Annotated in this window: 17 protein-coding genes; 12 read left to right on the forward strand and 5 right to left on the reverse strand. The window is 71.8% G+C overall.

Features of this window, described 5'->3' with window-relative positions; translation table 11 throughout:
• Positions 1-76 precede the first annotated feature (76 nt).
• The 8 genes from MUY14_RS18810 (at position 77) to MUY14_RS18845 (ending at position 8153) form a co-directional block, all read left to right on the forward strand.
• Positions 77-637 (forward strand): TetR/AcrR family transcriptional regulator, encoded by a 561-nt coding sequence (locus MUY14_RS18810; protein WP_247024311.1) that lies wholly within the window; start codon positions 77-79, stop codon positions 635-637.
• A 160-nt stretch (positions 638-797) separates the two neighbouring features.
• Positions 798-3923 carry a family 43 glycosylhydrolase gene (locus MUY14_RS18815; protein WP_247024312.1) on the forward strand — a complete coding sequence of 1042 codons (3126 nt, stop codon included), beginning with the start codon at positions 798-800 and terminating at the stop codon, positions 3921-3923.
• A gap of 117 nt (positions 3924-4040) precedes the next feature.
• Positions 4041-4385: a hypothetical protein gene (locus MUY14_RS18820; protein ID WP_247024313.1), complete on the forward strand. Its 345-nt coding sequence runs from the start codon at positions 4041-4043 to the stop codon at positions 4383-4385.
• 151 nt (positions 4386-4536) lie between these two features.
• On the forward strand, positions 4537-5007 hold the full coding sequence (locus MUY14_RS18825; RefSeq protein ID WP_247024314.1) for a MarR family winged helix-turn-helix transcriptional regulator: 471 nt from the start codon (positions 4537-4539) through the stop codon (positions 5005-5007).
• A gap of 102 nt (positions 5008-5109) precedes the next feature.
• Positions 5110-5697 (forward strand): RNA polymerase sigma factor, encoded by a 588-nt coding sequence (locus tag MUY14_RS18830; RefSeq protein ID WP_247024315.1) that lies wholly within the window; start codon positions 5110-5112, stop codon positions 5695-5697.
• A complete protein-coding gene (locus tag MUY14_RS18835; RefSeq protein WP_247024316.1) occupies positions 5690-6574 on the forward strand; it encodes a CU044_5270 family protein in 885 nt (294 codons plus the stop codon). The genes MUY14_RS18830 and MUY14_RS18835 overlap by 8 nt, the downstream gene beginning before the upstream one ends.
• A 15-nt stretch (positions 6575-6589) precedes the next feature.
• The gene (locus tag MUY14_RS18840) at positions 6590-7216 is read left to right on the forward strand and encodes a TetR/AcrR family transcriptional regulator (protein ID WP_247024317.1); all 627 of its coding nucleotides are present in this window, start codon (positions 6590-6592) and stop codon (positions 7214-7216) included.
• A 67-nt stretch (positions 7217-7283) separates the two neighbouring features.
• Positions 7284-8153, forward strand: a complete 870-nt coding sequence (locus MUY14_RS18845; RefSeq protein ID WP_247024318.1) for a trypsin-like serine protease — start codon at positions 7284-7286, stop codon at positions 8151-8153.
• A gap of 358 nt (positions 8154-8511) precedes the next feature.
• Here the strand turns inward: MUY14_RS18845 and MUY14_RS18850 are convergent, their stop codons facing one another.
• Together MUY14_RS18850 and MUY14_RS18855 are read right to left on the reverse strand one after the other, a co-directional pair.
• Complete coding sequence (locus tag MUY14_RS18850) at positions 8512-12150, reverse strand: CARDB domain-containing protein (RefSeq protein ID WP_396126858.1); 3639 nt, start codon at positions 12148-12150, stop codon at positions 8512-8514.
• Between the two features lie 174 nt (positions 12151-12324).
• Positions 12325-12954 (reverse strand): TetR/AcrR family transcriptional regulator, encoded by a 630-nt coding sequence (locus tag MUY14_RS18855; RefSeq protein WP_247024320.1) that lies wholly within the window; start codon positions 12952-12954, stop codon positions 12325-12327.
• Positions 12955-13047: 93 nt separating this feature from the next.
• Between MUY14_RS18855 and MUY14_RS18860 the strand changes: the two genes are divergently transcribed.
• The 3 genes from MUY14_RS18860 (at position 13048) to MUY14_RS46940 (ending at position 14650) form a co-directional block, all read left to right on the forward strand.
• Complete coding sequence (locus tag MUY14_RS18860; RefSeq protein WP_247024321.1) at positions 13048-13662, forward strand: SRPBCC family protein; 615 nt, start codon at positions 13048-13050, stop codon at positions 13660-13662.
• Between the two features lie 344 nt (positions 13663-14006).
• Positions 14007-14357 carry a hypothetical protein gene (locus MUY14_RS18865; RefSeq protein WP_247024322.1) on the forward strand — a complete coding sequence of 117 codons (351 nt, stop codon included), beginning with the start codon at positions 14007-14009 and terminating at the stop codon, positions 14355-14357.
• Positions 14358-14524: 167 nt separating this feature from the next.
• The gene (locus tag MUY14_RS46940) at positions 14525-14650 is read left to right on the forward strand and encodes a hypothetical protein (RefSeq protein WP_264086312.1); all 126 of its coding nucleotides are present in this window, start codon (positions 14525-14527) and stop codon (positions 14648-14650) included.
• Between the two features lie 43 nt (positions 14651-14693).
• Here MUY14_RS46940 and MUY14_RS18870 read toward each other — a convergent pair whose 3' ends face one another.
• Entirely contained in the window at positions 14694-14834 is a 141-nt protein-coding gene (locus tag MUY14_RS18870) for a hypothetical protein (RefSeq protein WP_247024323.1), read from the reverse strand.
• A 41-nt stretch (positions 14835-14875) separates the two neighbouring features.
• On the reverse strand, positions 14876-15724 hold the full coding sequence (locus MUY14_RS18875) for a phytanoyl-CoA dioxygenase family protein (RefSeq protein ID WP_247024324.1): 849 nt from the start codon (positions 15722-15724) through the stop codon (positions 14876-14878).
• Positions 15725-15803: 79 nt separating this feature from the next.
• On the opposite strand from MUY14_RS18875, the gene MUY14_RS18880 reads away from it, so the two are divergent.
• Positions 15804-16796, forward strand: a complete 993-nt coding sequence (locus tag MUY14_RS18880) for a LacI family DNA-binding transcriptional regulator (protein ID WP_247024325.1) — start codon at positions 15804-15806, stop codon at positions 16794-16796.
• 251 nt (positions 16797-17047) lie between these two features.
• Here the strand turns inward: MUY14_RS18880 and MUY14_RS18885 are convergent, their stop codons facing one another.
• Entirely contained in the window at positions 17048-18325 is a 1278-nt protein-coding gene (locus tag MUY14_RS18885; protein WP_247024326.1) for a diguanylate cyclase, read from the reverse strand.
• Positions 18326-18442: the final 117 nt, after the last annotated feature.

The raw sequence follows: 18442 nt of genomic DNA on the forward strand, positions 1-18442 counted from the left end.
GGGGTAACGGTAGGAACCCGAACCGAGAGATGGAACGGATTGCCGGTCTCACTACTCACGAGTAACGTGCTGGCCCATGCGCGCAGGGCGACCGTCATCGGCCGTACCCCGCCGCGTCGACGCGCGCCGCAACCGCGAAGCGATCCTGCGCGCGGCCGACGAGGTGTTCAGCGAAGAGGCCGACGTCGTCCTGGACGAAGTGGCCCGCCGGGCCGGTCTCGGCCGCGCGACGGTGTACCGCCACTTCCCCGACCGCACAGCACTGGCGTTCGCCGTCGCGGCCCACCACCTGACCGCACTCAAGGGCCTGGTCCGCGACGAACCGTTCCGCGAGCTGCTGCGGCGGGTCCTGGCGATGCAAGCCCGGCGGCGGCCCCTCGTCCGGGTGTTCCGCGAGCTGCCGGAACGCAGCCAGCGGCAGTACACGCAGGCCCTGATCGCGTTGCTGCGCCCGGCTTTCGAGCGAGCCCAGCGTGAGGGCGGAGTGCGCGCGGACCTGGAACCGGCGGACCTGGCGTTGCTGTTCGAAATGCACGAGGCGGCGTTGGTCGCCGGGCCGGCGCCACGAGAGCGGACGGAACCGGCGGAGCGGCTGGTGCGGGTGTTCCTGGACGGCCTCGCCGGCGCGGGCGGCTGATCGCGCGGTCACCCACCCCGCTCGGCCGGATCTCGCCGAATCGGGGCGACGCGACCGGGACAGCGGAGACCGATCGGCTCTTGACCACCACCCGGAGCGGACATAAAGTCAGCGTGCCCGCCCGATGTTAACGTTAACATCTTGCCCGAAGGGTACAACGATGAAGTTGTCCTCCCCGCGCCGTTTCGGCGTCGTGCTCGCCCTCGTGGCCGCACTCGTCCCCGTCCCCGGTGCGAGCGCCGCACCGCCGGCCGCCGTGAAAGCCGCCGCCGAAAGCCTTTCCGTGCCCGGGATCGACGACGTCCGCGGCAACCTCACCCTCCCGGACGGCGGCCCGGACGGCACGACCGTCACCTGGACGTCGAGCGCGCCCGCCGTCATCACCCCGACCGGGGAGGTGACCCGGCCGCCGTCGGGCAGCGAGCCCGTGCACGTCGGCCTCACCGCGAAGGTGAGCGCGGGCCGTGACAGCGTCACGCGGCGGTTCACCGCCACCGTCGCGCCCAAGCCCGTCCAGGAACCCCTTGCCGGGTACAGCTTCTTCTACTTCACCGGCGAAGGCACCTCCGACGGCGAGCAGATCTACTCCGCGCTCAGCCGCGGCAACGACCCGCTGAACTTCACCGAGCTCAACAACGGCCGGCCGGTCCTCAAGTCGAGCCTCGGCGAACTCGGCGTGCGCGACCCGTTCATCCTGCGCTCACCCGACGGCGACAAGTTCTACCTCCTCGCCACCGACCTGCGGATCCACGCCGGCCGCGGCTGGGACGCCGCGCAGCGGACCGGGAGCCGGTCGATCATGGTGTGGGAGTCCACCGATCTCGCGCACTGGTCGCGCCAGCGCAGCGTGCAGGTCTCGCCGCCGACCGCCGGGAACACCTGGGCGCCGGAAGCCTTCTGGGACGCCAAGCGAGGCACCTACGTCGTCTACTGGGCTTCCAAGCTCTACGCCGAGAACGACCCGGACCACACCGGCGACAGCTACAACCGGATGATGTACGCGACCACCCGCGACTTCGTCACCTTCAGCACGCCGCAGGTGTGGATCGACCCGGGCTACTCGGTGATCGACTCGACCGTCATCAAGGACCAGGACACCTACTACCGCTTCACCAAGGACGAGCGCAACACCACGTCCTCCACGCCGTGCAGCAAGTTCATCACCGAAGAGAAGTCCACCGACCTGCTCGACCCGCACTACGGCTTCGTGGCCGACTGCATCGGCAAGGCGACGGCGACCGGTCCCGGCCTCTCCGCGGGCGAAGGGCCCACCGGCTTCAAGTCCAACACCGAGAACAAGTGGTACCTGTTCATCGACGAGTTCGGCGGCCGCGGGTACGTCCCGTTCGAGTCCACCGACCTGAACTCCGGGAAGTGGACGATGTCGACCGGCGCGCACCTGCCGGCGTCACCGCGGCACGGCACCGTCCTGCCCGTCACGCAAGCGGAGATGAACCGGCTCAGCGCTCCCCCGGCACCCGTGCGCGCCGACACGAACGGCCTGGTCGCGCACTGGCCGCTCAACGCGAAGTCCGGCACGGTCGCGGCCGACACCACCGGGCACGGCTACGACGGCGCCCTCGCCGGCGACGTGAGCTGGACCGACGGCGCGCTCGCGTTCGGCGGCAGGAACGGGCACGTGCAGCTGCCGAACAACCTGCTCACCGGCGCCGCCGCGGCCACCGTTTCGGCCGACGTCCTGGTCGATCCGGGCCAGCAGACGCCGTACTTCCTGTGGGGCCTGGGCAACACGGCCCAGGACGGGACCGGCAACGGCTACCTGTTCACCACGGGCGGCACCGCGAGCGGCGGCCTGCGCGGCGCCATCGCGACCGGGAACTGGACCACCGAACAGCAGGTGGCCTCCGCCGGCGGGCTCCCGCGCGGGGTCTGGAAGAACGTGACCCTGACCGTCGGCGACGGCGTGGCGGTGCTCTACCTCGACGGCGTCGAAGTGGCCCGCAACGCGAACGCCACCATCAAGCCGTCGGACCTCGGCGGCGGCGTCACGGCGGCGAACTACCTCGGCCGGTCGGTGTACGCGGGCGACAAGACCCTGACCGGGAAGATGAAGGACGTGCGGCTCTACGACCGGGCGTTGTCCGGGGTGGAGGTCTCCGCGCTGCCGTCGAACAGCACCGCCATCCGGTCGGTGGAACTCGCCTCGCTCAAGACGCCGGCCGTCGTCGACTCCGGCGCCGGGACGGTGGTGCTGCCGGTCAAGCCGGGCACCGACCTGCGCAAGCTGGCGCCGATGTTCGGCCTCGCGCCGGGTTCGACCATCAAGCCGGGCAACGGGAAGCCGGTCGACCTCAGCACGCCGAAGCGGTTCACGGTCACCGGGGCGGGCGGCGACCGTCGCGTGTGGACGGTCGAGGCGCACGAGGTGCGCAGCCCCGTCCTGCCGGGCTTCACCGCCGATCCGAACATCGTCGCGTTCGGCGACACGTACTACCTCTACCCGACCACGGACGGCTTCGACGGCTGGAGCGGCACGAAGTTCTCGGCGTGGTCGTCGAAGGACCTGGTGCACTGGACGGACGACGGCGTCATCCTGGACCTCGGCCCCGACGTGAGCTGGGCCGGCAAGAACGCCTGGGCGCCGACGATCGCCGAGCACGACGGCAAGTACTACTTCTACTTCTGCGCCGAAGCCAAGATCGGCGTGGCGGTGAGCGACTCGCCGACCGGCCCGTTCGTCGACTCCGGCAAGCCGCTGATCGCGAGCAACCCCGACGGCGGCCAGGCGATCGACCCCGCGGTGTTCGTCGACCACACCGGGCAGCCGTACCTGTACTGGGGCAACGGCAACGCCTACGTCGTCCCGCTCAACGACGACATGGTGTCCTTCGACCCGGCGAAGATCACCCGCCTGACCGGCCTCGACGGCTTTCGAGAGGGCCTGTTCATGGCGGAGCGCAAGGGCACGTACTACCTGAGCTGGTCGATCGACGACACGCGCAGCGAGGACTACCGCGTCGGCTACGCGACGGCGCCCTCGCCGACGGGACCGTTCACCAACCGCGGCCTGATCCTGAGCAAGGACGCCCACCTCGGCGTCCTCGGCACCGGGCACAGCTCGATGCTGCAGGTCCCGGGCACCGACGACTGGTACCTCGCCTACCACCGCTTCGGCATCCCGGGCGGCGACGGCACCCACCGCGAGACGACGATCGACAAGCTCACCTTCCGCCGCGACGGCACGATCGCCCCGGTCGCGCCGACGCTGGAAAGCGTGCGGCCGCAGCGGATCCCGTGGCACTGCGGAGCGGTCCGGGCGATCTAGCCAGGATCACTCGAAGCGGTGAGACGGAGATCACGAGCGTAGACGTTTACCCCGGCTGGGTCGGGGTAAACGTCCATCGTTCAGGTTGCTTCGCCGCTTCCGCCCAGGAGTCTTTTGATGACCAGCGTCCTGACCGACGGCCTCGAGAACGCCCGACCGGTCCCCCGGCCGCGCCCGCGTCCCGTCGCGTCCGAAACGCTCACCGAGCTCGCCCGCCTCGCGGCGCTGGCCGAGCTCGCCCGGCGCTCGTCGCCGTCCCTCATGCACCACGCGATCCTCTCCGGCACCTCGCCCGCCACGGTGGCGGCCGCCGCGCAGATCGACGTCGCCGAGGCGCACATCCGCTGGCACGAATGGGCCGACACCGCGGTCGGCCGCGACGAGTACCTCCGGGTGCACACCGCGTTCGCCGACGCCGTCGTCGCTCGCCACCGGCCCTTCGCGGAGGAGCCGTGCCCGTGACGACCGGAGAGACGACCCTGGCCGACCTCGCCGCGCTGGACAAGGCCGCGGCCGAGCTGCTCGACCAGATCACCGAACAGCTGGCGACGGTGGCCGAACGGCGCTGAGCCGGAGCCTGGGTTCGAATTTGAACACCGGGTACCGTGGTGGCATGGGTCATGCGCGGGGGCTGAGCTCCGAGGAGAAGCGGGCCTGGAACGCGTTCCGCACCAGCTTCACCCTGCTCCACCAGCGGATGGACCAGCAGCTCAAGCGCGACGTCGGCCTGTCCCACCTCCAGTACGAGATCCTCGCCCGGCTCGGCGCCGCCCCGGGCCGCGAGCTGCGGATGGCCGAGCTGGCCTGCGCGGTCTCCAACTCCAAGAGCGGGCTGACCTACCAGATCGGCCAGCTCGAGCAGGCCGGGCTCGTGCGGCGGCGCGCGTGCGAGAGCGACGTCCGCGCCGTCTACGCCGTGCTGACCGACGAAGGCGCGGCCCTGCTGGACCAGGCCGCGCCCGGGCACATCGCGCTCGTGCGGGAGCTGCTGCTCGACGTCCTCACCCCGGCTCAGCTGAGCGCGCTGGCCGACGGTCTCGGGGAGGCGAACCGCCGCATGCTGGCGGCCGAAGACTGCTCTTGACGTGACCTGGGTCACTTTTCGCCGTGAACGGCCTCGATCCTGGAACCCGTTCCGCCCCTTCCGTGAACAGCTGAGGACACCGGCAGCAGCGGAAGGCGGGCGATGACCCGGGAAGACACGAAAGACGACGACGCGAGCGTGATCACGCGCTCGCGGCGGGAGCCGAGCCTGTTCGCGGTGATCTTCGACCGCCACGCGCGGCACATCCACCGCTACCTGGTCCGGCGGCTCGGCCCGACGGCCGCGGACGACGTCCTCGCCGACACCTTCCTCATCGCGTTCGACAAGCGGGCGAAGTTCGACCCGGCGCGCCCGGACGCCCGGCCGTGGCTCTACGGCATCGCCACGAACCTCGTCTCGCGGCAGCGGCGGGCGGAGGTGAACGAGCTGAAGCTCCGGCTGGCCCTCGGGCCGCCACCGGCCGAAGCCGGGCACGCCGAGCAGGTCGCCGACCGCGTCAGCGCCCGGGCCCTCGGCGACCGGCTCGACCGGGCGCTGGCCGCCCTCCGGCCGCGCGAACGGGACGTCCTGCTGCTCGTCGCCGCCGAAGGGCTCGGCTACCAGGAAGTCGCCGAGGCGCTGGCCATTCCCGTCGGCACCGTGAAGTCGCGGCTCAACCGCGCCCGCCACCGCGTCCGCGCCGAACTCGGCGCCCTCGACCTCGTGAAGGAGACCTCGGACCATGGATGAGCTGGACTTGATCCGCGATCGCGCGGACGCCGTCGGCTTCGCGACGGCGGAAGAGCTCGCCCCGGCCCGGGACCGGCTGCTGGCGGCGGCGCGAACCGGGCGGCCGCGCCGGACGAGGCGCTGGTTGTGGACCGCGGGCGCCGCGGCCGGGCTGGCCGCGGGCATCACCGCCGTGGTGGCGCTCGCCCCGGCCGGCGAAACCGGCGCCGGGGTCGGTGTCGGGGTCGCGCAGGCCGACCCGGTGCGGGTGCTCACCGAAGCGGCCGGCGCGGCCCTCGGGGAGCAGGCCACGCCCCCGCGCGCGGACCAGTACCTGTACGTGAAGACCGAGTACCCCGGCCACCAGACCCGCGAAGTGTGGTTCTCCGTCGACGGGACCCACGACGGCCGGATCGGCGACATGAAGATTCCCGGCTGCCGCGACGGCAAGGCACCCATCTACGGCGCGAACGACCCGAGCAAGGAGGGGACCTTGGAAGACTGCACTCCCTCCCCCGCCTACCGGACGGACCTGCCGACCACGGCGGACGCGATGCTCGCCTACCTCCACGAGCACCACAGCGGTGAGCGGGGCGACGTCAACGCGCTGGGCAAGGACGTCGTCACCCTCGCCTACGAACAGGCCCTCCTGCCCGCCTCGTACTCGGCGTTGTTCGCGGCGGCGGCGAAGATACCCGGCCTGACCGCGCTGGACCACGTCACCGACGGCGCCGGCCGCCCGGGCGTCGGGATCACCTGGCCGGTCCCGCCCGGTTCGTCACCGAAGGCCAAGCCGGAAGTGCTCGTCTTCGACGCCACCACCCACCGGTTCCTGGGCACCCCGGGCAGCGCGGTGACCGTGAAGACCTTCGTCGACCGGGTGGGCCAGCGCCCCTGACGTTAGGCTGCGGAGGTGGCTTCCCGGGACGCGACCGACGAAGAAGCCGCGTCGCGTTCCGGCGGACGTCCCCGCGACGCGGCGCTCGACGAAGCGATCATCCTGGCCACCCGGGCGCGGCTGGTGCGCGACGGCTACTCGCTGATGACCATCGGCGACATCGCGTCGGACGCGAAGGTCAGCCGCCCGACGCTGTACCGCCGGTGGCGCACCAAGTTCGACCTGGTCGTGGACGCGCTGGACTACGGCTTCCGCAAACAGCGCGATTCGTACACAGTGGACTTGAGCCGGATGGCGCCGCGGGAGGCCTTCACCGAAGCCGTCCGCCGGCTGGATCCCGCGTACTTCAACCCGGACGCGATGGTGCTGATGGGCAACTTCGCCGGCGAGGCGATCCGCACCCCGGAGCTGCTCGAGATCGTCCGCGAGCACGCCGTCGAACCGCGGGTCGCGCTGGTCGAGAACGTGCTGACCCAGCTCCAGGCGAGCGGCGCGGTCCGGGACGGCATCGACAAGCACACCATCGCGACCCTGTGCTTCGGCAGCTACTTCGCCGCCTTCCACCGCGGCGACGACACGGACGGGATCCCCGCCGCCGTCGTCGCGGTGCTGTGGCCGTCGATCGCGACGCCAACCGCCTGACCGGCGGCGACGCGGTTCACGCCGGAAACTCGCAACCATTCCGGCCTCCCGCCCGTGTATCAGGGGTGTGAGGACTTCTTCGCAACGACGGCGGCTCTTCCGGCCGCGGGCGACGGCCGTCGCGGTGCTGGCCGGGGCCGGGCTCGCCTTCGCGCACACGACCACCGGAGCGACGCTCGCCGGGCCCATCCTGGCCGCCGCGGCCGGCGGGCACGGCCTGCCCGACCCGGCGGCCCCGGTGCCTTCACCGGTGACCACGACGCCCCGGCCGGCGCCGAACCCGACGTTGCCCTTCAACGCGAAGCTGACCTCGGACGACATCCCCGTCCCGGGCGGCGGCGTGCGCAACGGCGCCTGCAGCGGGTCGCTGATCGCGCCGCAGTGGGTGATCACCGCGGGCCACTGCTTCCACGACCTGGCCGACGCCCGCATCGGCGGCCGCCCGCCGTACACGATGACGGTGACCATCGGGAAGGTCAAGGACACCGACCCCGGCGGCCACACGGCCCGGGTCGTCGACGTCAAGCAGTCCCCGGTGAACGACCTGGCACTGGCCGAGCTGGACCTCGCGATCAACGACATCCCCCCGGTCACGCTGAACACCAAGCAGCCGGTGGTGGGCCAGCAACTGCAGTTCGCCGGCTGGGGTTCCCACTCGGCGACCGTGCTCGGGCCGTCCGACCACCTGAAACGCGGCCGCTTCACGGTGTCGGGCATCGGCCAGTCGACGCTGGAGGCCCAGCCGGTGGGCAAGCGAACCGTCGAAAACGGCCCGTGCCCGGAGGATTCGGGCGGCCCGTTCTTCACCTCCGACGACGACCACACGGGCACCCTGGTGGCGATCGTCAACACCGGTCCCCCATGCCCGCAACCGGGCGCGGAGACGATCGCCCGGGTGGACGTGGTGGCCAGCTGGATCCGCGAGCAGACCGGCTGAGCGACGGCGCCCGGGACGCGGGCGCCGCTGTGATCGGTGGCCCCGGCGCGTTCCGGACCGGCTGACCCGCTCCCGTTCTCGCACCGCCACCTGTCCGGCGATCCCCGGCCCCTACGGCGGAACGATCCGACCTTCGGACCCCACCTCAGCGCCAGCCCGCGCGCGACCAAACGGCTGAGCGGCAGCGCCCGGGACGCGGGCGCCGCTGTGATCGGTGGCCCCGGCGCGTTCCGAACCGGCTGACCCGCCCCCCGTTCTCGCACCGCCACCTGTCCGGCGATCCCCACGGCAACCGCCCTAGCGCGCGAGCAGACCGGCTGAGCGACGGCGCCCGGGACGCGGGCGCCGCCGCTCAGGATCACGGGGCGCCGGTGACGACGAACTGCGAACCCGGCTCGACGACGACGTTGCCCGCCGACGAGTTCGTGATCGTCACGTTCGACAACGTCGCGCTGCCGCGGGCGCCGCTCATCGCCAGGATGCCCGCGCCGTTGTCCGACTTGTCGATCTTGACGTTCGTGACCGCCACGTTCATCGTGCCACCGCCGGTCTTGAACTGGATGCCGTCGTAGGTGGAGTCGTGGATCTCCGTGTCCCGCAGCGTCACGCCGGTGATGTCCTTGCCCTGCGCGAAGAACGTGATCGCGCCGAACTTCTGCTGCTCGCCCCAGAACACGCCGCCGCAGCGGTACAGGGCGTTGTTCGCGATCAGCGTCTGCCCGGAGAACGGCAGCGGGTCGTGGTCGGTCGCCAGCATGATCCCCGGGTAGTTCATCGTGTCGGACACCAGGTTGTTCTCGATCTTGTTGCCGTAGCCGCCGTAGATCGCGATGCCGTTCGCGCGCCACGGGAGCTGGATGGTGTTGTTGGTGAAGGCGTTGTCGTGCGCGATGTCCACCGACGGGTCCTTCACGTACTGGTTGGCCCACACGGCGAGCGAGTCGTCGCCGGTGGTGCGGAAGGACGAGTCGAACACGCGCGAGTTCCGCGTGCCGTTGGTGAAGTTGATGCCGTCGGCGTAGGTGTCGCGGATCCGCATGCCGCTGAACTGGAGCCCGTCGGCCGGCCCCCACAGCTCCGGTTTGTTGCTGTAGTCGCGGCCGACCCACACGCCGACGTTCGCGTGCTCGATCCAGACGTTCGAGATCTTCGTGCCGGTGCCGAAGCGGCCGTTGAGCCCGACCCCGCCCTCGGCGTTGCCGTCACCGCCGCGGATCCGGCCGGAGCCGAAGATCGCGATGTCGGAGATCTGCGTGTTCTTGTCGATGTCGAACCCGAAGTTGCCTTCGTGCGGGTGGTTGATGGTGCCCGCGTCCTGCGGCTGGATCAGCGAGTACAGCTGCGAACGCCACATGCCGGCGCCGCGGACGGTGACGTTGGAGATGCCGACCTGGTTGTACTGCCCGCCGCCGTTGGGCACGGTCGGGTCGTCGGTCAGGATCTTCGCCTCCTGCCGCCACTGGCCTTCCGGGATCCAGACACAGGCGATGACGCCGTTCTGGTCGTCGGTCACCGCGCGCTGGATCGCCGGGGCGTCGTCGACCCCGTCGTTCGGCACGGCGCCGTAGTCGGTGATGGACGTGCACTCCGCCGGCTTCGGCAGCGCCGGCGCGACCTGCTCGAGGTCGACCAGATCGATGACGTAGTAGGGCGCGCTGTCGCCGTTGTCGCGCTGCAGCTTGAACTTCGTGCCCGCCGGGTAGGACTGGGCCAGCAGCGCGTGCGACTCGTCGAACAGCCGCCGCGCGTTGGCCTGCGGCGTGTTCGTCAGGCCTTCGGGGTCGTCGGTGGTGCCGTAGAGCCAGCTGTGCGTGGACGACAGCGTCAGCTTCTGCGCGAAGGTGCCGTTGACGTACAGGCTGAGCGTGAAGTCCTGGCCACCGCCGCCGGGCGCGTCGGGTACGGAGTTGCGGACGACGATCGAGTTCGCCTGGTTCACCGACGTGACTTCGACGTATTGGCCCTGAGCGGCCAGCCGCACCGACTGACGGCCCGAGGACTCGGTCGCGAAGTTCGTGTGCCCGAACGTCCGCAGCGGGTCGGTCTCGAGCAGCTGCCCCTGGTACTGCGCGGTTTCCGCCTCGTATTCGGTGTACGGAAGCGCCGCACCACGGCCGACGACGATCGTGCGCGAGAGGGCGTTATTGGACTCGTTGGTCTCCGCGACCGTGTTCGTCGCGTCGGCGGTCGCGGTGAGGGTCGCGCCGCCGCTGACCGCGGTCCAGGTGCCCGCGATGGCGACGTCCACGGTGGATCCCGCCGCGACGGCGGACGTGCTGCCGGTCAGCGTGGTCGCCCCCGCGGTCAGGCGGGTCACCGACGCGCCGGCGGTGCTGGTGCCGCGGTTGTGCACGGCCACGGTGAACGACACCGCCGCGCCGGCCGCCGGGTTGGCCGGGTTCGACGTGATGCCGGTGACCTCGAGGTCCGGCCCCGGCGCCTGGGCGACGACGAGCGGCGCCGCCGCGGTGAACGTGTTGTTGGTGTCGTTCTGCTCCACCACCGTGTTCGCCGGGTCGGCGGTCGCGGTCACGCGGTAGCTGCCCCGCGGCCGGGTGCCCGCGTTCACGGTCACCGTGGCCGACGCCCCGGCGGCGAGCGCGCCGACCGCGGCGTTGCCCACGACCGTGCCGCCGAGAGCGACGTTGACGGTCGTGGCGGGCGCGGCCGCGGTACCCGCGTTCTTGACCGTCGCCGAGACCGCGACCTGGCTGGTCTCGTCCGGGTTCGCCGGGGTCCAGGTCGTGCCGGTGACGACCAGGTCGGGGTTCGGCGCCGGCGTGCCGAGCACCTGCAACTCCGCGACCTGCGCGCCCGGGGCGCCGGAGTTGGCGAAGAACTGCAGCCGCACGTCCGCGACCCGTCCGGTGATCGGGACGGTCACCGTGTTCTGGCCGGCGGCCGGGTCGAAGCGGTAGTCGGCGCGGGGCTTGAGCGAGGTGAACGCCGTGGCGCCCTGGCCGCGGCCGAGGACCTCGAAGTTCTGCGTCCGCGCGCCCCAGACCGCGTCCGGGTTGAGCTTCACGACGACGGCGTCGAGGTCGGCGTCCGCGCCGAGCTTCACGGTCAGCGAGTCCGGGTAGCCCGCCGCGGACTCCCAGTACGTGGCGGTGTCGTTGTCGTTCGCGTTGGCCGCGACGAACGAGAAGGTGCTCGAAGACGCCTCGATCGGCTTGCCCGCGGCGAGGTTCTGCCCAGCCTGGGTGCCCTGGCGCACGACGTGGTCGCTGTCGGCGGACTCGTGGCCCGCGGCGTCCTTGGCCCGCACGAAGTATTCGACGCGCGTGCCCGCGGGCCGCGTCTCGGTGAACGTGGTGCCGGTGACGGTGGTGATCGGGGTGCCGTCGCGGTAGACGGTGTAGCCGGTGACGCCGACGTCGTCGGTCGATGCCGACCATGCCAAACGGATCTGGCCGGCGCCGGGCTCGGTCAGGGCGAGGTTCGCGGGCGCGGTGGGCGCCTGCGTGTCCCCGGAGTCCGGGCCGTACAGCTCGAATTCCGAGAGCTGCGCGGCGGGCCACTGCGTGTTCGCGGTGATCTGCAGGCGCACGTACCGGGTGGTCGCGGTGACCGGGACGGTGACGGTGTTCGTGCCGGGCGCGAACGAGTACCCGGCCGAGGCGACGAGGTCGGTGAACGCGGTGCCGTCGGTGCTGCCGCGCACGGCGAGGGTCTGGGTGCGGGATTCCCAGGTGGCGGGCAGTTTCAGCACGATCCGCGAGAGCGGCTTCGCCGAGCCGAGGTCGGCCTGGAGCCACTGCGGGAAAGCGTTGCCGGCGGATTCCCAGTAGCTGGCCTGGTTCCCGTCGACGACGTTGGCGACCGGGTAGCCGGGCAGCGCGCTGCCCGCCGAGACCGTGCGGGTCAGCGGCACGTCGGCGACGGCCGCCGTGGCTTCGGCGCTCGGTGGTGGGCTGTCGGCGGCGGAGGCGAGGGAGAGCCCGGTGACGGACAGCCCCACGGCGAGGAATCCGGCCAGGAGCCGGGGCAAGCGCATGCGTGTCATGGCGTCATCTCTTCGTCGAGAGCGGCAGGGGAGGGAGCGCGAGCTTCCTGAGCATGCAACAACGAGGAGACAACATGCAAGAACTTGACATGATTCGGAAATTTGACGACTAGTCACCCGGACGTGCAGCATCGCCGCCGGATCCGGGGTTCGGGACGGCGTGGGTCAGTAGAAGGAGAGCGCGTTCAGCTCTTCGTCGATCAGCAGGTCGGGATCGAACTTCATGCCGGCGAAGTGCCCGGCCAGCTCGAGCGAAAGCACGCCGTGCAGCCGGGTCCAGAACGCCAGCGCGCGGTGCAGCACCCAGTTCGGGACATCGCCGTCGCCCGCCCACTCGCGATGGGTTTCGAGGTGATCGTCGAACGGCGCCGGGACCTCTGGCCCCTGCAACTCGGAGCAAGTTTCGATCAGCACCGCCATCACCTCGTGCGAGAGCGCCGTGGTGTCCGCGGGGGCGTGGTAGCCGGGGACGGGCGTGCCGTAGATGAGGAAGTACCGCTGCGGGTCGGCGCGCGCCCAGTCCCGGATCACCTTGGCCAGCATGGCGAAACCCTGGCCACGGGCCCCTTGGACGGCGTCGGCGATGCTGCGGTAGGCGTCGCGGATGAGCGCGGTGATCAGCTCGTCCCGGCTCCCGAAGTACCGGTACAGCGCCGGGCCGCTCATGCCGACCTGCTTGGCGATCGCGTTGAGCGACAGCGCGGGCACACCGGCGGCGGCGATCTGCTCCCAGGCATGCCGCTTGATCTCTTCACGCACTTGGGCGCGGTAGCGCTCCCGCGGGCTCTCCGTCACGGTTAGAGGCTATCACTTTTCCTATTGACACTCACGCTGCGGTGGTTATAGCTTCTAACTATAACGATATGCACTAACAACAAGGAGAACCCGATGACCCGCATGCGTACCGCTTTGCTCGCCCTCCCGTTGGCCGCCGGGCTGCTGGGCGTCGCCGCTCCCGCCGCCTCAGCCTCTTCGACGCCGGCGCCCACGGCCGTCACCTGCCGCGGCGAGGGGATCGACCCAGCCGCCGGTCTGCACTACCGGACCGAGACGCTGGTCAAGGCGCCACCCGGGGCCGTCTGGAACTTGCACACCGACGTCGCGGGCTGGCCTTCGTGGCAGAGCGCCGTCAGCACCGCGAAGCGGCTCGACCCCGGCCCGCTGCGCCCGGGTTCGCGGTTCCGGTGGACGACCCCGGTCCCGGCCACCCCCGCGACGCCGGCGACCACACTGGTCATCACCTCGACGGTCCACCAGGTCCAGCCGGGCCACTGCATCCGCTGGAGCGGCCCGGCAATCGGCGACGGCCTGCGCATCGACCGCGGCGTCCACGTCTGGACGTTCACCCCGGCCCGCGGCGGCGTCCTCGTCCGCACGGAGGAGAGCTGGACGGGCAAGCAGATCGAAGCCGACCCGGCCACCGCGATGAAGTACCTGGCTCCCGGACTGGACGCCTGGCTGGCCGACCTCAAGCGGACCGCCGAAGCCTCCTGCCACCGCTGAGGCACCCCAAGCGCCGAAGCACGTTGCCGCCGCCGAGCCACACCGGCCTCACACAGACCGCCGAAAACCTGTTGCGGCCGCTGAACCACGCCGACCCCGAGCAGGCCACCGAAGCCGCTTGCGACCGCTGAACCACGTCAGCCCCAAGCAGACCACCGAAACCCTTAGCACTGCTGAGCCCGCCGACCTCACACACACCGCGGAAACCTGCCACCGCTAAGTCCGCCGACCTCGCGCAGACCGCAAAGCCCTTTGCCGCCGCTGAACCCAACCGCCGAAACCCTTGCCACCGCTGAGCCGACCGCCGAAACCCTTGCCACCGCTGAGCCAACGAGGAGAACCCGATGACCACCACCACCGTCGACCCCGCCGTCACGCCCGCCCGCCGCACCTCGATCGCTGTGCTCGTCGCGGCGTGGGCCGTTCCCGTCATGGTGCTCGGCCAGTTCGCGTTCCTGGCCGTCATTCCCATCGCCGTCGTGCTGGTCGGCGCCCTGCGCGCGAAGAATTCCCTGCGCTGGTGGGCCTTCGGCCTCACCGCGGGGTACGCCGCACTGGTCGCGGCCTGGCTGCTGGGACCGAGCAGCGCGCCGAGCTTGTCGAAGTTCCTGAGCCCCGTCGCGACCGGGGTCTTCGCCGCGGCCGGAGCCGCCGTGGCGATCGCCGCCCTGGTCAGCCGCCGGCGGACGCGGTGAGGTCGAGCCGCATCAGCCACCGGATCCGGCGGTCGGCCGCGTCACGAATGAAGACCACGCTCCAAGCCCAGGACGGGCGATATGTCGACTGTGGCACGGGTCACGGAATGCCCGTCGATCTTCGGCGCTACACCCCAAGAGAACCCGTTCGACCCCGAGGGAGCGCCATGTCCACCACCACCCCGGAAGAAGTCACCGCGCCGGCCGTGCCCGCGCTGGACGACTTCGACTTCGAGCTCACCGACGGCGCCGCCTGCCGGATCGACGACCCGGACTGCGAAGCCTGCCAGTGAGCTTGCGGCGCCGGCCGGGACGACCCGGCCGGCGCCGAACTCGTCACAGGTGCATGGCCAGCCACAACGCCATCCAGGCGAGGCACGCCAGCGCGCCGCCGACGCCGAACGCCAGCAGCACGCGTCGCAACCCCGCGATGACCCCGGCGCGGCCCGTCATTTCGGTGATTCCCGCATCAGCCATGGCCCACTGATGCCCCCGTCCCGGCGCGGCAAACATCGGAGCTACTCCGCGTCCCCCATGACCAGCCCTTCGATCGTGTGCTTCTGGGTGATCGGCCGCAGCTCGCCGACGACCGGGCAGTGCAGGTGCGCGCGCACGGATTCCGGCAGCGACGCCCGGAACCCCGGCGTCACGGCGGTGTCGTGGCGGGCGTCGTTGCCCGCGCCCGGCGCGTCGAGCCCGAGCACCAGCACCGGGCGGGACTTGGCCGAGTGGTTCGCCGTGCCGCGGTGGACGGTCAGCGCCGAGCGGATCGAGATGTCACCCATCCGCGGGAACTTGCGCGCCGCGAGCTCCCGGTAACGCGGGTAGGCCTCGCGCGGCGGGAACATGCCGTGCTCGAAGGCCGCGCCGTCGTCCCAGTGCGTACTGGGCGCGATTTCGAACGGTCCCATGTCCGGCTCGGTGTCGACCGCGGTCACGTTGACCGCCAGCGACGTCAGCCTGCGCTCGCGCGCGGTTTCCGGCGGCATCGGGAAGTCCCGGTGCCACGGCTGGTCGACCGCGCCGGCCAGCGGGACGTCGAAGCCGACCTCGACGATCCGGTAGTCCGGCCCCAGCACCGCTTCGGCGACGGCGGTGATCCAGGGGTGGCCCGCCAGCTCGGCGAACCCGCGCAGCTGCTCCGGGTGGATCTCGACGTAGAAGCGGTTCGGCCCGCGGCCGACGGCACCGTCCGGCCGGGCGCGGGCCGCGGCGAACGCCGTGTCGATGTCCTCGCCGAGCCGGGCGACCCAGTCGCGGGAAAAGGCCTGCGGCAGGCCGATGATGCCGTCCCTCCGCAGGCGCTCGGTCAGCTCCGCGAGCTCGGTCTCGGACAGCGGGGCGGCGGTGGTCTGGTGCGCGGTCATCCTGGCCTCCTCGGGCACGACGGCGTGGCACCTCAGTTTGCAACGTGGCATGCCACGTTGCAAGAGGTACGCTGCGCGGGTGAACCCGAAACTGCGCGACGTGGCCGAACACGCCGGCGTGTCCGTGCGGACGGTGTCCAACGTGGTCAACGGGTTCCGCTACGTGGCCCCGGCGACCCGCGAGCGGGTGCAGGCGAGCATCGACGCGCTCGGCTACCGGCCCAACCTGGCCGCCCGGACGCTGCGGCGCGGCCGGACCGGGCTGATCGCGCTGGTGATCCCCGAGATCGACTCGCCGTACTTCGCCGAGCTCGCCGCGCGGACGGTGCGCATCGCCGAAGCCCGGGGCCTGACGGTGCTCATCGACCAGACCGACGGCGACGCCGAGCGCGAGAAGCAGCTGCTGCACGGGCAGCGCAGCCAGCTGGTCGACGGCGTCCTGTTCAGCCCGTGGGCGGTGGCGCCCGCGGAGCTGGCCGCACGCACCGACCCGGTCCCGCTGGTGCTGCTCGGCGAGCACGACGGCACGGCGGGCGTCGACCACGTCGCGATCGACAACGTCGCGGCGGCACGCGAAGCCACCGGCCACCTGCTGAGCGCGGGCCGCCGCCGCGTCGCGGCACTGGGCATCCAGCCGCGCTCGCTGAACGCGACGGCCCGCCAGCGCCTCACCGGCTACCGCGAGGCACTGACGGCGGCGGGCCTGCCGGCCGTCCCCGAGCTGGAGGTCCCGGTCCGGCGCCTGCACCGCGCCGACGGCCACGCGGCGATGCTGGCCCTGCTGGACCTGCCCGAACCACCGGACGCGGTCTTCTGCTTCACCGACGAGCTGGCCCTGGGCGCGCTGCGTGCGGCGGCCGACCGCGGGATCGCGGTGCCGGACGAGCTGGCGCTGGTGGGCTTCGACGACATCGAGGACGGCCGCTACAGCGTCCCGGCGCTCACGACGGTGTCACCGGACAAGGACCGCATCGCGGAACTGGCCCTGGACCGGCTAACACGACCGGCGGCGGAACCACGCTCGATCGTCGCCCCGCACCGGCTGATCGTGCGCGGCACCAGTCCGAGCTAAGGCGCGAGGATCGCCTGGGTATGTGCGGCGCCGGCCCAGGCCCCGCACCTGCCGGTCGCGCCGAGCGTGGCCGCCACCAGCCCGACCTGGACCGCGAGCGCCGCACCGCCTTGGTCGAGCACCGCGCCTGGACCGCGAGCGCCGCACCGCCTTGGTCGAGCACCGCGAGCGCCGCACCGCCTGGTCGTCCAACGCACCAGACCGGAGCGCGAGCCCCGCACCGCCTGGCCGTCCCACCGCACCAGCCCACCTCAGAGCGCGAGCGCCACCCGGTCCCGGCCCGCTTTCTTGCCCTCGTACAGGGCGTCGTCGGCCGCGCGGATGATGCCGTCCAGGCCCGCTTCGAGCTCCGCCGGGTGCAGGGCCGCGCCGATGGTCGCCGACAGCGCGACCGGCTCCCCCGTCGGCGCGGTGATGCGCAGCGCCCGGATCCGCACGCGGATCCGCTCGGCGACGGCGCGCACCTCGGCTTCGTCGACGTCGGGCAGCAGCACGGCGAACTCCTCCCCGCCGTAGCGCCCGACGGTGTCCCCGCGCCGGACGGTCTTCGCGAGCACGGTCGCCACCTCGGCGAGGACGTCGTCGCCGACCGGGTGGCCGTGGGTGTCGTTGATGCGCTTGAACCAGTCGAGGTCGATCATCAGCACCCCGGTCCGGCCGCCGGTGGCGCGGGCGCGCTCGAGCGCGCGTTCGGCCTGCTGGTGCCACGCGATCGCGTTGAGCAGCCCGGTGCGCTGGTCGGTGCGCGCGGCGAGCTTGAGCTGGTCGAGCTGGACGCACTGGTGCAGCGCGAACGTCGGGATGATCATCAGCAGCGCCGCGGGTGGCCACCACAGCAGGGCGAGCGCGACGAACACGCCGAGCGCCAGCTGGCTGACCTCGAGGAGGTTGTCGGAAGCGCTGCCCAGGAGCCGGCGGGGGTGGTCGACGGTGACCGTCCAGGCGATGACCGCGCCGACGAGCGCGGTGTTGACCGTCCACTGCACGGCACCCGCGCCGACCACGGCGGCGAGGTCGCCCCAGCCGGGCCGGGCGCCGTCGCCGAGGTGGGCCAGGTGCTCGTGGGCGCCGGTCGCCCGCAGCACCCCGGCCGCGGCGGCCGCCGCGAGGGCGAGCGTGGCGGCGGTGAACACCGTGCGGTGCGGCGGGCGGACCGGGTCGAAGCGGTTGACCAGCAGCCAGCGGTGGCCGTAGATCACCGCGACCAGCGCCAGTTCGAGCACCAGCGGCAAGGCCAGCACGCCGGCGAAGATCCAGACGCTGCAGAGGTCGACGTACGGCGAGCCGGAGCGGTCGCGACGCCGTTGCTCGATCAGGTGCGAAGCGTGCAGGTGCGGCAGCGCGGCCGCGGCGAGCCAGCCCGCCGTCGCCCACTGCTGGGGTGTCGGCCCCGCCCGCGCCGACAGCACGAGGACGACGAGCGCCGCCACATCGACCGCCAGCACGAAGAAGCGCACCCGCCCGGGCAACGACCACAGCTTCCACCGCGGTGGTGCCCAGCCCCCTGGATCGCTCGTGCCTCCGCTCATCGCAGCGCCTCCCCGCCCTGCTCCGCCCCGGTGAACACCTGCTCGCCCAGGGTAGTCGCGTTGCGGTCGGGTGTCAGCCGTTTCCCCACGGCGCGACCCGACCAGGCCCCTGGGAGC

This window comes from Amycolatopsis sp. FBCC-B4732 (assembly GCF_023008405.1).
Taxonomy (GTDB): Bacteria; Actinomycetota; Actinomycetes; order Mycobacteriales; family Pseudonocardiaceae; genus Amycolatopsis; species Amycolatopsis pretoriensis_A.

Coding starts and splice junctions, on each gene's coding strand:
- MUY14_RS18810 (WP_247024311.1), top strand. CDS start 77: ATGCGCGCAGGGCGACCGTCATCGGCCGTACCCCGCCGCGTCGACGCG.
- MUY14_RS18815 (WP_247024312.1), top strand. CDS start 798: ATGAAGTTGTCCTCCCCGCGCCGTTTCGGCGTCGTGCTCGCCCTCGTG.
- MUY14_RS18820 (WP_247024313.1), top strand. CDS start 4,041: ATGACCAGCGTCCTGACCGACGGCCTCGAGAACGCCCGACCGGTCCCC.
- MUY14_RS18825 (WP_247024314.1), top strand. CDS start 4,537: ATGGGTCATGCGCGGGGGCTGAGCTCCGAGGAGAAGCGGGCCTGGAAC.
- MUY14_RS18830 (WP_247024315.1), top strand. CDS start 5,110: ATGACCCGGGAAGACACGAAAGACGACGACGCGAGCGTGATCACGCGC.
- MUY14_RS18835 (WP_247024316.1), top strand. CDS start 5,690: ATGGATGAGCTGGACTTGATCCGCGATCGCGCGGACGCCGTCGGCTTC.
- MUY14_RS18850 (WP_396126858.1), bottom strand. CDS start 12,150: ATGCGCTTGCCCCGGCTCCTGGCCGGATTCCTCGCCGTGGGGCTGTCC.
- MUY14_RS18860 (WP_247024321.1), top strand. CDS start 13,048: ATGACCCGCATGCGTACCGCTTTGCTCGCCCTCCCGTTGGCCGCCGGG.
- MUY14_RS18865 (WP_247024322.1), top strand. CDS start 14,007: ATGACCACCACCACCGTCGACCCCGCCGTCACGCCCGCCCGCCGCACC.
- MUY14_RS46940 (WP_264086312.1), top strand. CDS start 14,525: ATGTCCACCACCACCCCGGAAGAAGTCACCGCGCCGGCCGTGCCCGCG.
- MUY14_RS18870 (WP_247024323.1), bottom strand. CDS start 14,834: ATGGCTGATGCGGGAATCACCGAAATGACGGGCCGCGCCGGGGTCATC.
- MUY14_RS18875 (WP_247024324.1), bottom strand. CDS start 15,724: ATGACCGCGCACCAGACCACCGCCGCCCCGCTGTCCGAGACCGAGCTC.
- MUY14_RS18885 (WP_247024326.1), bottom strand. CDS start 18,325: ATGAGCGGAGGCACGAGCGATCCAGGGGGCTGGGCACCACCGCGGTGG.